The 13,731-nt window shown below is 36.0% G+C and carries 11 protein-coding genes; 5 read left to right on the top strand and 6 right to left on the bottom strand.

The window, feature by feature from the left end:
* Window positions 1-3 precede the first annotated feature (3 nt).
* Genes BN1354_RS07805 through rimP form a run of 6 tightly spaced genes read right to left on the bottom strand, consistent with a single transcriptional unit; the run spans window position 4 to window position 7,162 of the window.
* Window positions 4-615, bottom strand: coding sequence for a CvpA family protein (locus tag BN1354_RS07805; RefSeq protein ID WP_053826767.1), 612 nt, complete (start codon window positions 613-615; stop codon window positions 4-6).
* An 8-nt stretch (window positions 616-623) separates the two neighbouring features.
* Window positions 624-1,463 carry a glutamate racemase gene (gene murI / locus BN1354_RS07800; protein WP_053826766.1) on the bottom strand — a complete coding sequence of 280 codons (840 nt, stop codon included), beginning with the start codon at window positions 1,461-1,463 and terminating at the stop codon, window positions 624-626.
* Between the two features lie 10 nt (window positions 1,464-1,473).
* Window positions 1,474-2,034, bottom strand: a complete 561-nt coding sequence (locus BN1354_RS07795) for an OmpH/Skp family outer membrane protein (protein WP_074010786.1) — start codon at window positions 2,032-2,034, stop codon at window positions 1,474-1,476.
* 32 nt (window positions 2,035-2,066) lie between these two features.
* The gene (infB, locus tag BN1354_RS07790; RefSeq protein WP_053826765.1) at window positions 2,067-5,288 is read right to left on the bottom strand and encodes a translation initiation factor IF-2; all 3,222 of its coding nucleotides are present in this window, start codon (window positions 5,286-5,288) and stop codon (window positions 2,067-2,069) included.
* 59 nt (window positions 5,289-5,347) lie between these two features.
* Window positions 5,348-6,691: a transcription termination factor NusA gene (gene nusA, locus BN1354_RS07785; protein ID WP_074010745.1), complete on the bottom strand. Its 1,344-nt coding sequence runs from the start codon at window positions 6,689-6,691 to the stop codon at window positions 5,348-5,350.
* 6 nt (window positions 6,692-6,697) lie between these two features.
* A complete protein-coding gene (gene rimP / locus BN1354_RS07780) occupies window positions 6,698-7,162 on the bottom strand; it encodes a ribosome assembly cofactor RimP (RefSeq protein WP_045090772.1) in 465 nt (154 codons plus the stop codon).
* Between the two features lie 234 nt (window positions 7,163-7,396).
* Here rimP and BN1354_RS07775 point away from each other — a divergent pair, with 234 nt between their 5' ends.
* The 5 genes from BN1354_RS07775 to BN1354_RS07755 all read left to right on the top strand — a co-directional run bounded on the left by BN1354_RS07775 (window position 7,397) and on the right by BN1354_RS07755 (window position 13,622).
* Window positions 7,397-7,969, top strand: coding sequence for a DUF5063 domain-containing protein (locus BN1354_RS07775; RefSeq protein WP_053827243.1), 573 nt, complete (start codon window positions 7,397-7,399; stop codon window positions 7,967-7,969).
* Window positions 7,960-8,556, top strand: a complete 597-nt coding sequence (locus BN1354_RS07770) for a 3'-5' exonuclease (RefSeq protein ID WP_045088988.1) — start codon at window positions 7,960-7,962, stop codon at window positions 8,554-8,556. The genes BN1354_RS07775 and BN1354_RS07770 overlap by 10 nt, the downstream gene beginning before the upstream one ends.
* 33 nt (window positions 8,557-8,589) lie before the next feature.
* Window positions 8,590-9,783, top strand: a complete 1,194-nt coding sequence (locus BN1354_RS07765; protein WP_053826764.1) for a class I SAM-dependent rRNA methyltransferase — start codon at window positions 8,590-8,592, stop codon at window positions 9,781-9,783.
* Between the two features lie 322 nt (window positions 9,784-10,105).
* Entirely contained in the window at window positions 10,106-11,119 is a 1,014-nt protein-coding gene (locus BN1354_RS07760; RefSeq protein WP_053826763.1) for a GSCFA domain-containing protein, read from the top strand.
* 34 nt (window positions 11,120-11,153) lie between these two features.
* Window positions 11,154-13,622, top strand: coding sequence for a bifunctional UDP-N-acetylmuramoyl-tripeptide:D-alanyl-D-alanine ligase/alanine racemase (locus BN1354_RS07755; RefSeq protein WP_053826762.1), 2,469 nt, complete (start codon window positions 11,154-11,156; stop codon window positions 13,620-13,622).
* The last annotated feature ends 109 nt before the right edge of the window (window positions 13,623-13,731 follow it).

Below are 13,731 nucleotides of genomic sequence, written 5' to 3'. Positions count from 1 at the left end.
CCTCTAATCTACCTTAAAATGTCTTTGCTGAAAAGATGAATCAATATTGATATAACCAGGCATTTCATGAAGTAAACTGTCTCCTTTATTTTCTATCTCATTACGATAATTTTCGGGTATAAATTCTTCCCATAACTCTTTATCCAAGTAGGGAACAATTGCTGGAACAACTGCTTCAACACGTTCGAAGAAAAAAGACTCCTGTTTTATCTCTTTAGTAATAATGTTTTCTCTCTTATCAAGCATAAGTACCAGGTTCAAGACGATACTTAAAATTACCATTATTGTTCCTAACGCAATTACACAACCCAAAAGCCTGTTTAAGAAACTCAAGGATACTAAATCAATGAACTTCTCGATAAGTCTTCCTATAATTGAAATAACAACAGCAATAAGTCCAAAGGCAATCAGAAAGGATAGTACTCTAGCAAAGCTTGGAGAGATCTCCATAAATCGGTTAATCTCCGGAAGGATTGAAGCTGCTAGCTTACCACCGAATATTGCAGCGAGTACAATAGTTGCCAGTCCCACCAATTGCATAACAAAACCTTTCTTATAGCCATTTACCAAGGCTATCAATAGAAAAATAAGAATAGTTAAATCAAACCAGTTCATAGTAATAATTATAACATTGCATATTCGGCAACTATTTGTTCTTCTAAAAATATTGAAGCCTGATGAGTGAATTTGTCAGGTGAATCGGTTGTAAAGTAACGTGTAGTACCTCCTTTAGTACATTTTTCATCAATTTCAGGATGCCTTCTCAGATAATCTTTTAGACTGTAGGCTACAACTTCTCCTTGCGAAATTATAGAAATGTTTTCAGGCAGATACCTTCTTATTTTTTCCATTAAAAGAGGATAATGTGTGCATCCCAATATTATGGTATCTATCTGAGGATCTCTGGTTAAAAGATTATCCACATGTTGTTTAATGAAATAATCTGCACCCGGTTTATCATACTCTCTGTTTTCCACTAATGGAACCCACATAGGGCAAGCTTCACCGATAACAGTTATATGAGGATGCAGTTTTGATATCTCAATCTGATAAGATTTTGATTGAATAGTGCCTTCTGTCCCCATTACGCCAATATGTCCGCTTTTAGAAGCGAGTCCTATCTGCTCTGCAGTTGGGCGTATTACGCCAAGAACTCTTTTCTCAGGATCAATCTGAGGCAGATTTACCTGCTGAATGGTACGAAGTGCTTTTGCAGATGCTGTATTGCATGCCAGTATAACAAGATGGCATCCCTGTTTAAAAAACCATTTTACAGCTTCGAGTGTAAACTCATATACTCTTTCAAATGAACGGTTTCCATAGGGTGCTCTGGCATTATCTCCAAGATATATATAGTCGTATTCAGGCAAAACTGATTTTATTCCCGATAATACCGTGAGTCCACCGTAGCCGGAATCAAAAATTCCGACTGCACCTGATCTATCGGGATCTGTCTTTTCCACCTGCTACCACTTATTTGATACCTAACTTTTGTTTTACGTAAATATTGGCATCTTCAGCAAGAGGAGAAACAAAGGCTATTCCAGGATTGGCTAAATCGTAAATTACTGTATAATTACGCTCAATACCTACCTGTCTGATAGCTTCCTTAATCTTTTGCTGTAATGGTTCAAGTTTTTCTTTTTCCTGATATTCAATATCTTTTTGGGCCATACTCATGAACTCCTGAATTCTGTTCTCCAGTTCAGTTAGCTCCTGCATTCTGCGTAGTTTGATATTTTCTGCTAGAGATGCTTGATAAGTGATATAGTCGGAATATTTCTTGTTATACTCACTCTGCATTAACTGTAATTCACTTTCATACTCTTTACTTAAGTTAAGCAATTGCTCAGTAGCCTGATTCTTTTCAGGAAATTCTTTAAGAATATCATTTGAGTTTACAAATCCTATCTTTATCTGCTGAATATTTTGCTGTTGGCCAAAATTTTGTGTTTGATTAAAATCTTGAGAAAAGACCTTACCACTAAATGCCACTATAAACAAGCAAAGACCTAAAAGTTTTATTTTTCTCATAAACATATTATTAATGAAATGAATATTTTTTCTTATAAAGTTTTCTTTACTTCTATCTCCTCATAAGCTTCAATTATATCACCCACTTTTATATCGTTGAAATTATGTATTGTTATTCCACATTCGTAGCCTGAAGTAACCTCTTTAACATCATCTTTAAAACGTTTAAGAGAATCAATTTCTCCGGTGTAGACAACAATTCCATCACGAATTAGTCTAATCTTACTTGAGCGTTTCACCTTTCCGTCACGTACCATACAACCGGCTACAGCACCAATTTTAGATACTTTGAATACTTCCAGTACTTCTACGTTTCCTGTTACCTCTTCTTTAATATCAGGTGAAAGCATACCTTCCATTGCAGCAGTAACCTCTTCAATAGCATCATATATGATTGAGTAGAGTCGTATATCAACACCCTCTTTTTCAGCTTCTTTACGTGCATTTAGTGATGGACGTACCTGGAATCCGATTATAATTGCTTCTGATGCTGCAGCTAGTGTAATATCAGACTCTGAAATCTGTCCCACTGCCTTATGAATTACATTTACCTGTATTTCTTCTGTTGACAGACGAATAAGTGAGTCAGAAAGAGCTTCTACTGAACCGTCCACGTCACCTTTCACGATTATATTTAATTGCTGGAAGTTACCGATTGCAATTCTTCTGCCGATATCATCAAGTGTAAGTAATTTCTGCGTACGCATAGACTGTTCACGCTGTAATTGCTCTCTTCTATTAGCAATTGCACGTGCTTCCTGCTCAGTATCCATAACATTGAATGTATCTCCAGCCTGAGGTGCTCCATTAAGTCCCAGGATAAGTGCCGGCTCTGAAGGACCAGCTTCGGTTATTCGCTGATTGCGCTCATTAAACATCGCTTTAATGCGACCAAAATAAGCTCCAGCAATTACAATATCTCCCTGTCTCAATGTTCCGTTTTCTACCAGTACAGTGGCGATGTAACCACGACCTTTATCAAGCTCAGACTCAATTATCGAACCTGTTGCCTTACGATTAGGATTTGCCTTAAGCTCTAGCAAATCAGCTTCAAGAATTACTTTTTCCAACAGTTCGCGAATTCCAGTACCTTTCTTTGCTGAGATTTCCTGTGACTGATATTTACCTCCCCAGTCCTCAACAAGGTAGTTCATCTCGGCCAGTTTCTCTTTAATCTTTTCAGGATTAGCTCCTGGTTTATCTACCTTATTAATTGCGAATACTATCGGAACTCCTGCTGCACCGGCATGGTTGATCGCTTCAACTGTCTGAGGCATCACATTGTCGTCTGCTGCAATAATTATTATAGCTACGTCTGTAACCTTAGCTCCTCTAGCACGCATAGCAGTAAATGCTTCGTGACCCGGAGTATCGAGGAATGTGATTTTTCTACCATCTGATAGTTCTACATTATAAGCACCAATATGCTGAGTAATACCACCAGCTTCACCGGCAATAACATTTGTACTTCTGATACTGTCAAGAAGTGATGTTTTTCCGTGGTCTACGTGACCCATCACCGTTACAATAGGAGAGCGAGGTACCAGATCTTTAGGATCATCTTCCTCTTCGGCTATTGCTTCAATAACATCTGCACTTACATATTCTGTTTTGAATCCATATTCTTCAGCAACAAGGTTAATAATTTCAGCATCAAGACGCTGGTTTATAGCCACCATAACGCCAAGACTCATACATGTAGATATAACATCTGTCACGGATACATCCATCATGTTGGCAAGGTCATTTGCAGTTACAAATTCAGTAAGCTGCAATATGCGGCTTTCTCTTTCCTGCTGTTTTAGTTCCTCTCTTTGTCTTGTTGCACTTGCTTCACGTTTCTCTCGACGATATTTGGCCCCACCTTTCTTGCCTCTTTTTGCAGTTAGTCGTGCTAATGTTTCTTTAATCTGTTTCTGCACATCCTCTTCACTAACCTCCGATTTAATTGGCTTTCTAAGTGTAGCTCTTCTGTCGCTTCTTGGTGTCTGGTTAAATGTTGCAGGTTTATCTATATTTACTTTACTAGAACGTATTCTTTTACGTTTTTTCTTTTTGCTGTCTTCTGTAGCTTCAGCATCATCTATATGTTTCTTCTTTTCGTCAATAGCCTCTTTCTTGAGAAGTTTAACTTTTTCTTCTTTCAGTTTTTTGCTATCGAGGAGCTTCTGTTCTCTTTCAAGGCGTTCTTTTTTGCGTTGAGCACGGGATTTTCTAGGTGGACGAGTACGGTCATTAATTGTACTTAAATCAATGGAGCCTTTTACTACTATGTTCGATTCCAGTTTATTTTTATGTAATCGGAATACCTTTTCCGACCTGGAACCTTCAGCAGCAGTAGTAGTATCCTCTGATACTTTTTCCTGTTCACCTTCAATGTTTTTGTCAACCTCCAGTTCTGTTTCTTCAGCAGCTTTAATTTCAACAGTTTTTACGTTCACTTCTTCTTCGTCCTTAGAATATATTTCTTGTTCTTTAATTTCTTTTTTAATTGAAGGTTTTGATTCAGTATCAATTTTACTGTCTGTCTCAGCTGCTTTTTCTACTGTTTCTTCAACTTCAGTTTTCTGTTTAGTTTCAGCAGAAGTTTTAGTTTTAACCTCTTCTTTAACCTCCGCTACTGGTTTACTCTTTGATGCTGTTTCTTTTACTACTTCTGGAGCCGAATCTACTTGTGGTATCAGTTTTTCTTCAGCAACCTCTTCAATTTTGCTCTCTTTTTTAGCAGTAGCTTCAACTTTAGGCTCTTCTTTTACAGGAGTTTCTGCAACAATTTCTTCTTTTACTTCAATTTTAGGTTGAATGTTTTCTTGAGTCTGAACTTCTTCTTCCTTGTGAGCTTTTTCAACTTTTGATACGCTCTTTTTAGGTTCTGTTTTTTTCTTATTCAGTTTATCAAGATCGATACTGCCAATCACATTTACCTGTGGTTTCAGTTCTTGTGGAACTTCTGTTTCAATAGTCTCTTTTTCAACGGCTTTTTTAGAAACATTATCTTCTGGCAATTCATAACCTTCTATAGCTACAGTTTCACGCTTATCATCACGACGATGCATCTTTTCACGTGTTTCTGTAGCCTCTTTCCGGATATTCTTATCCTTGCCAAATTCAGCGATCAGTATATCATAGTGCTCATCCTCAATCTTAATATTCGGATTTGCTTCTATTTCAATACCTTTCTTGTGCAGAAACTCAACAAGACTGTTAATTCCCACATTTAAATTTTTCGAAACTTTAATTAGTCTAATAGGCATATATATATCTTCTAACCTTACTCTTTTTTTGTTGATTTTACAATGTGAAACGATTTAAATTATTCTTCCACATTATCATCCTCTATTTCCGGCTCCTGCGCCTCATTTAAATCAATATCAGCAGAATCATCAAATTCTTCAGAATCTTCTTCATCCTCGAATTCATATCGAAGAATAGCAAGAACTTCATCTACTGTACTCTCTTCTAGATCAGCCTCTCTGATCAGCCTTTCCCTGCTTGTTGCAAGTACATTCTTGGCTGTAGAACATCCAATCTTCTTTAGCTGATCAATTACCCAGCCATCAATTTCATCGCGAAACTCATCCAGGTAAATGTCCTCTTCATCCACTTCATCAATATCTCTGAACACCTCAATATTATACCCAGTAAGCATAGATGCAAGTTTAATGTTTGCACCCCCTTTGCCAATTGCCAGTGAAACCTCTTCAGGATTAAGGAAAACCTCTGCGCGGTGTTCTTCCTCTTTAACTGTAATTGAATTGATTTTTGCTGGGCTCAGAGCACGCTGTATATACAGAGAGGTATTGTTTGTATAGTTAATTACGTCAATATTTTCATTGCGCAATTCACGAACTATACCATGAATACGAAATCCTTTCATACCTACACAGGCACCAACAGGATCTATTCTGTCATCATAAGCTTCAACAGCCACTTTTGCACGTTCACCAGGAATTCGGGCAATACCTTTTATTGTTATTAATCCGTCTGCAATCTCAGGTATTTCCTGTTCAAATAAACGTTCTAAAAATACTGGAGATGTACGTGAAAGTATAATTTTAGGGTTGTTGTTTTTATTCTCCACTCTGGCAACTACTGCACGGACATGCTCTCCTTTACGGAAGAAATCACTTGGAATCTGCTCAGTTTTTGGTAGTATGAGTTCATTATGATCATCATCAAGAAGTAAGAGTTCTTTCTTCCATACCTGATATACCTCTCCAGATACAATCTCTCCAACCTTTTCTTTATACAGATTGTATAAATTATCTTTCTCAAGTTCCAGTATCTTAGAAGAAAGTGTTTGTCTTAGATTAAGTATGGTGCGGCGACCAAAATGCTCAAGTGGCACCTCGTCTGTTACCTCTTCACCTACTTCAAAATCCTCATCAATCTTTAAAGCTTCTGAAAGCTTAATTTCCATGTTTGGATCCACCAGTTCATTATCCTCAACAATTACTCTGTTACGCCATATTTCAAGGTCACCCTTATCAGGGTTAATAATTATGTCGTAATTTTCGTCAGTACCGAGTGACTTGGAAATTACAGTTCTGAATGCTTCTTCCAGAACGCTGATAAGTGTAGCCTTATCGATATTTTTCAGCTCGTTAAATTCAGAAAATGTATCTATGAGACTTATGGATTCTTTCTTCTTGCCCATGTGTTATTAAAATCTTAAAAGATATTTTGTATATTTTACTTCATCAAACTTGTAATGGATATCCTCTTCGATTTCCATTTTACGTTTGGCTCCCTCAGGTTTAACCTTTTTGATCACCGTTATAGTAAACCCGTTGTCATCTGATGATTTTAGAACTCCAGCCAGTTTAACACCTTTTTTGTCTACTACCTCAATTTCTTTGTTTTCATACTTCTTATACTGACGTATTGTTTTAAAAGGCGATGTCAGTCCTGCTGAGGTTACTGTCAGTTCGAAATCTTCCGATTCACGATCTAATTTAGACTCAATGTCTCTGCTCAGTGCTACACAATCGTCAATATCTACTCCATTATCATTATCAATTTCTACCGTAATAGAATTACCAGTACCCAAAATGACATCCACCAGGTAATTCGATGAATCTTTAAGATACTCCTCGACAATATTGACAAGTTCTTTTTTATCAACCATAAATTTGGTATGTATTGAATAAAAAAGGAAGCCATTTTTCCTGCTTCCCTTCATTCATTTCAGATGCAAAGATATTGTTTTTAAACGTATTCACAAAATGTTTGGGATTTTTTTTAAACTATATGAATGTATGAGGTGATAGTTGATGTTCACTTTATATCATTATCGAAAATATTATGTACTTTTGTTCATACAGATGGTTGACCAAATGACATCTTAATGAATTTTTATAATATGAAAAAACGTGACATAGATGAAATAATTTATGATAAAAACGTAATTGAATTTCTGACTGTGGCAGTCAATTTTTGTTCATATCTTGAGGCAGAAGAAAAGCTTTCTCGTTCAGAATGGATCGACAAAATGCTTAAAATTCTTCCACTTATGTATATGAAGGCATCTATGCTCCCGGATACAATAGAAACTTTTGAGGAGCCGCCTGCACCTTTCGTTCGTGAAGAAGATTATGCAAGGGTTGTTTATACGATAAGTGAAATTATGGGAGAAGAGGATGTTTATCTTGATGTTTTTATGGATGAAATGAAGTATAGCGAAAGACCTATTTCTGCTACTGTTTCTGAAAACATTGCTGATATTTATCAGGATGTAAGGAATTTTGTTTCTGTATATCAGATGGAGCTCACAGAGCAGATGCAGAGTGCAATAAATATCTGCACTGTAAATTTTCGCACATATTGGGGACAAAAGCTTGTAAATGTTTTACGCCCATTACATTCAATCAAAAGCAGAGAGTTTGAAAATGAAGATTATGATGATTTCTTAAATATGGAGGATTCGTGGGATTAACTATTACTAAACAGGAGTTGGCAGAGTTGGAAAAGGTAAATTTTGAAGGAGAAATTTATGTTATAGATCATCCGGCTGAAGTAGACAATGCTGTTGCATATCTTTCTACTAAATCTGCTCTGGGATTCGATACCGAAACTAAGCCTGCTTTTAAACGCGGTCAGGTTAATAATGTTGCCTTGCTTCAGCTTGCAACAGAAGATGAGTGTTTTTTATTCAGGCTTAATAAAATTGGCTACCCGGAATCACTTGAGAAGTTATTGTGTAATGAGTCAGTTAAGAAAATTGGACTTTCTCTTAGAGATGATTTTGCCGCACTGCGTAAAAGAACTGGAAAGAAACCACAAAACTTCATCGACCTTCAACTTTTTGTAGATAAGTTTGGTATAGAAGATAACAGCCTGCAAAAGATTTATGCAATCATATTTGGAAAAAAAATATCAAAAAGTCAGAGACTTTCTAACTGGGAAGCAGCTGAATTAACTCCGGCACAACAGTCCTATGCCGCCATAGATGCCTGGGCTTGTCTGAAAATATATAATTATCTAACTCAATCTAAGAAGAATAACAATAGAAAGAAACAATAGATAATACTCCAATAAATTAAATATATAATTCATATGAATACCTACAAAGAAGTTGTTCTGAAACCCAAAAAAGATGAATTTTTAAAAAGATTTCATCCATGGGTGTTTTCAGGTGCAGTAGCATATAAATCCAAAGAAATAGAGGAAGGCGAGATAGTCAAAGTGTTGTCACATGAAAAAGAATTTCTTGGTGTAGGGCATTATCAGATAGGGAGTATCTCAGTTCGTATTTTATCGTTTAAAGATGTTGTTATAAATGTAGATTACTACATAGAGCGTCTTTCTGAAGCCTATAAAATGCGTAAACATATCGGATTAATTAATTCTGAAAATAATACATACCGCCTTGTTCATGGTGAAGGAGATAATCTTCCGGGATTAATAATTGATATATACGGTAATACTGCAGTGTTGCAGGCTCACTCTGTAGGAATGCACAGTGACAGAGAGAAAATCTCAGAAGCATTGAGAGCTGTTTATGGTTCTGATAATCTTAAAAATATATTTTATAAATCAGAAGGGACCTTGCCTTTTAAAGCTGATATTGATCCGGAAGATTCATATATTTTTGGTGGAGCAGATGTTGATGATATTGCGGTTGAAAATGGACTGAAATTCAAAATTGACTGGCTAAAGGGGCAAAAAACAGGTTTCTTTATTGATCAGAGAGAGAATCGCACTCTTCTCGAAAAATACTCACATGGTCGCACCGTACTTAATATGTTTAGTTATACAGGTGGATTTTCTGTATATGCACTCAGAGGTGGTGCTGTAGTAGTGGATTCTGTTGACAGCTCTTCTAAAGCAATATCGATCACAGATAATAATGTGCAACTAAATTTTGGCGATGAACCGCGTCATAATTCATATTCGGAAGATGCATTCAGGTTTTTAAATGAAATACCCGATGGTAAATATGATCTGATTGTACTTGATCCTCCTGCTTTCGCTAAACATAGAGGAGCTGTTAATAATGCACTTCAGGGATATAAAAAGCTGAATCATTCAGCATTCGCAAAAATCGCTAAGGGAGGTATTCTATTTACGTTTTCATGTTCCCAGGTTATCTCCAAAGAGCAATTCCGCCTGGCAGTTTTCAGTGCTGCAGCAATAAGCGGTAGAAAAGTACAAATTCTTCACCAACTTACTCAACCTGCAGATCACCCAATTAACATTTATCACCCAGAAGGGGAGTATCTAAAAGGTTTAGTTTTGTATGTAGAATAATCAAAATTATATAAAAAACCAACATAGACTAACAAAATTCTGTTTAATCATCTTTTTAATGGTTAAACTGTGTAAAATGTAGAGTTTTTTCTTTCAAATGTTTTGGAGGATATAAAAAAACATACTATATTTGCAACGTGTTTTTCATGGTATTAGATTTAAGGTTAACAATGAAGATTGGTTGTCGTGAGACAACCTTTCCTTTTTTATAGAAACCATCTTCCTCACATTCAATCTCATTTTCAAGTTTCACAATTTATAATCCTTTCAATTAGTTAATTGGTCTCTTTATTTATATTTTTGTATTGATAAAAATAAAGAGATGGATTTCAGAACACGTATACATATTCCTGAGGTGGACTTCAAAATTGATCATACCTCTAAAATGATGCTGTTTGGATCATGCTTTTCCGAAAATATAGGAATAAGACTTCAACAAAGCAAATTTAATGTAGATGTTAATCCATTTGGCATACTCTACAATCCCATGTCTGTCTCATCATCAATCAGAAGACTCCTGGATAAAACAGAGTTCACAAAATCTGATCTTGTATTCGGTAATGAAATGTATCATAGCTTTATGCATCATGGTAATTTTTCAGATACTGATAAAGATATATGCCTTAAAAACATATCAGACAGATTTAATAAAGCTTCTGATTTTATAGAGAAAACAGATCTGCTTTTTATTACTTTCGGAACAGCGTATGTATATCGATTAAATCAATCTGTCGAAGAAGCGAGAAATGATGTGGTTAGTAATTGTCACAAATTCCCAGCAGATAATTTTGTTAGAGCCAGATTAACAGTTGAAGAGATAACAGAAGATTGGATAAATCTGATCACTGTATTGAAAAGTGTTAATCCGAAACTTAAGTTTATTTTTACGGTAAGTCCCATTCGTCACTGGAAAGATGGTGCACATGAAAACCAAATCAGTAAATCCATTTTACATATTGCTATTGATAAGTTAATTAGTAATTTTATAGATGATATGTACTATTTCCCAGCTTATGAGATAATGTTAGATGAGCTTCGTGATTACAGGTTTTATGAAGAGGATATGAATCATCCTTCATCATTTGCTGTAGATTATATATGGAAGCAGTTTTCGAAGACCTATTTTACTGATATTACAATGACAATAAATAAGGAGTGGGGGCAAATAATGAAGGCTGTAAATCATAAACCTTTGTTTCCAGCTACCAGCTCATACAGGAATTTTCTAAAAAAGACTGTTAGTAATATGAATGATTTTGCTCTGAAATATCCTTTTTTAAGTTGTGAACAGGAGATTAATCATGTGTTATCTCTGCTGAAATCACAAGATAATTGAGATTAGTTTAACTGTAAACAATGAATGTTTTTTTATGAAATACGAAATAAAAGAAATTGCATCTACTCTTGGAGTTTCATCAAGTAATCTTAATTATTCCGAAATAACCACACTCTTAACGGATAGCAGAAAGATTACAGACCCATCAAAGACTCTCTTTTTTGCTCTGGAATCAAAGAATAACGATGCTCACAATTATATAAGTGAATTGTATGCATCGGGGGTGCGTAATTTTGTTGTTTCCAAACAACGAAACGAATGGAAAGATCTCAAAGGTGCAAACTTTTTCAAAGTAAGGAATTGCCTGTCTGCATTACAAAAGCTGGCTCAGCATCACAGATCAAAATTTAATATACCTATTATAGGTATAACCGGAAGTAATGGTAAAACAGTTGTTAAAGAGTGGTTATATCAGTTATTGGAAAAAGATTATAATATTGTTCGTTCCCCAAGAAGTTACAACTCTCAGATAGGAGTACCACTTTCGGTATGGCAACTCGATAATGATGCAGAACTGGGAATATTTGAAGCGGGGATATCCAAACCTGACGAAATGGAGAACCTGGAACCAATAATCAGACCTACTATTGGGGTGTTAACTAAAATAGGGGATGCACATCAGGAAAATTTCGACTCACTTCAGCAGAAAACTCTCGAGAAACTTGAGCTCTTCAAAAATTGTGAGGTCTTTGTTTATGATGAGGACAATGAACTGGTGAGTAGTTGTGTCGACCTTAAAGTGCTATCTCAGAAGACCTTCTCATGGTCAAGAAAAAACAGAGAAGCTCATCTTTTTATTTCAGATATTGAGAAATTAGAAAATAGCACTAAGATTGAATATTCATTCCTGAATTTCTACTACAGCTTTGAAATACCTTTCATAGATGATGCATCAATAGAAAATGCAATTAATTGTCTTGCAATTGCACTATATCTTCATGTGTCACCCAATGAGATTTCAGAACGTATGAGTACACTTGAGCCTGTTGCGATGAGACTTGATGTCCGTAAAGGCAAGCATGGTTCACTAATCATAAATGACAGCTATAACTCTGATGTGAACTCAATCAAGATTGCTCTTGATTTTCAGCATCAGCGTAAAATGGATCGTAAATTAAAAAAAACTCTTATCCTGTCAGATATTCTTCAGTCGGGTGTTCCACCAAAGCGACTTTATAAAAGAGTTGCTGACATGGCAGAGCAGAGTGGGATAGAAAGAATAATAGGTATTGGAAAAGATATTCTTGCAAATGCTGATCTGTTCACAATGCCTGATAAAACTTTCTTCTTAACTACTGATGATTTTCTCAAGTCATGTATTCAAGACTCATTTCGGGATGAGCTGATTCTTCTTAAAGGTGCAAGGAGATTTAACTTCGAAAGAATCAACAATATTCTGGAAGAGAGAATTCATGAAACCGTACTTGAGGTTGATCTTGATGCAGTGGTGCACAATTTTAATTTCTATAAATCTAAGCTCAACTCCAATGTAAAGCTGGTATGTATGGTCAAAGCCAATGCATATGGTGCAGGAGCCGTAGAAATAGCAAAGACTCTGCAGTATCATAGATGCGATTATCTCGCAGTTGCTGTGGCAGAGGAGGCAGTCACACTTAGAAATGAAGGTATATCACTTCCAATAATAGTTCTCAATCCAGAGGTAAATGGCTTTGAAGAGCTGATTACGAATAATCTGGAGCCAGAAGTTTATAATATGCGCATACTTGAGAGTTTTATAAATAATTCAGAAAGAAGCGGTATAACTAATTATCCAATTCACCTGAAAATAGATACAGGTATGCATCGCCTGGGGTTCCTTCCTGAGCAAATAGAGGAGCTTGTTGAGACTCTAAAGAAGCAGAAGGGGCTTAGGGTTAGCTCCATATTTTCACACCTCTCAGCCAGTGAGAGTTGGTCTTTCGATGATTTCACACATCAGCAGATGGAAACTTTCAGAGCCGCTGCACAAAAAATTGAGAATGAACTTGGATACAGTGTGCATAAACATATACTTAACTCTGCAGGTATTGAGCGTTTTAATGACTATGAGTGGGATATGGCACGATTGGGTATCGGTCTGTATGGTGTCAGCCCAAGTGGTCTTTCCGGACTCAAGAATGTTTGCACTTTAAAAAGCACAATACTGCAGATTAAAAAGATATCAAGTAATGAGACCATTGGTTACGGTAGAAAGGAAAAGCTGGACCATGATGCCCGGATCGCTACAATAAGATTTGGATATGCAGATGGTATGGACCGACAGTTTGGCAATAGAAAAGGTAAAGTACTTATAAACGGGCAGTATGCACCTATTGTGGGAAATGTATGTATGGACCTCTCTATGGTTGATGTTACCGATATAAAAGCAGAAGAGGGTGATACTGTTGTACTGTTCGGAGAAGGGTTACCGGTTACTGATTTAGCCGAGAGTATTGGAACAATCCCGTATGAAATACTTACTTCTGTTTCTCCACGTGTGAAACGTGTTTATATAAAGGAATAATCTATTATTTAGCTTTGTTCAACTTATCTCATATAACCTGTTAATGAATAGATAGTTTAATATCAAGCATAAAAAAAGCATCTCGTACGAGATGCTTTTTTTATTTATA

Origin of the sequence: Lascolabacillus massiliensis, from assembly GCF_001282625.1 — a bacterium.
In the GTDB taxonomy this organism is placed as follows: domain Bacteria; phylum Bacteroidota; class Bacteroidia; order Bacteroidales; family Dysgonomonadaceae; genus Proteiniphilum; species Proteiniphilum massiliensis.
This window is presented reverse-complemented; position numbering and strand designations above follow the sequence as displayed.

Bases quoted from the DNA above. Each gene is read 5' to 3' on its own strand.
- BN1354_RS07805 (WP_053826767.1), bottom strand. From the start codon at position 615: ATGAACTGGTTTGATTTAACTATTCTTATTTTTCTATTGATAGCCTTG.
- BN1354_RS07795 (WP_074010786.1), bottom strand. From the start codon at position 2,034: ATGAGAAAAATAAAACTTTTAGGTCTTTGCTTGTTTATAGTGGCATTT.
- infB (WP_053826765.1), bottom strand. From the start codon at position 5,288: ATGCCTATTAGACTAATTAAAGTTTCGAAAAATTTAAATGTGGGAATT.
- nusA (WP_074010745.1), bottom strand. From the start codon at position 6,691: ATGGGCAAGAAGAAAGAATCCATAAGTCTCATAGATACATTTTCTGAA.
- rimP (WP_045090772.1), bottom strand. From the start codon at position 7,162: ATGGTTGATAAAAAAGAACTTGTCAATATTGTCGAGGAGTATCTTAAA.
- BN1354_RS07775 (WP_053827243.1), top strand. From the start codon at position 7,397: ATGAAAAAACGTGACATAGATGAAATAATTTATGATAAAAACGTAATT.
- BN1354_RS07765 (WP_053826764.1), top strand. From the start codon at position 8,590: ATGAATACCTACAAAGAAGTTGTTCTGAAACCCAAAAAAGATGAATTT.
- BN1354_RS07760 (WP_053826763.1), top strand. From the start codon at position 10,106: ATGGATTTCAGAACACGTATACATATTCCTGAGGTGGACTTCAAAATT.
- BN1354_RS07755 (WP_053826762.1), top strand. From the start codon at position 11,154: ATGAAATACGAAATAAAAGAAATTGCATCTACTCTTGGAGTTTCATCA.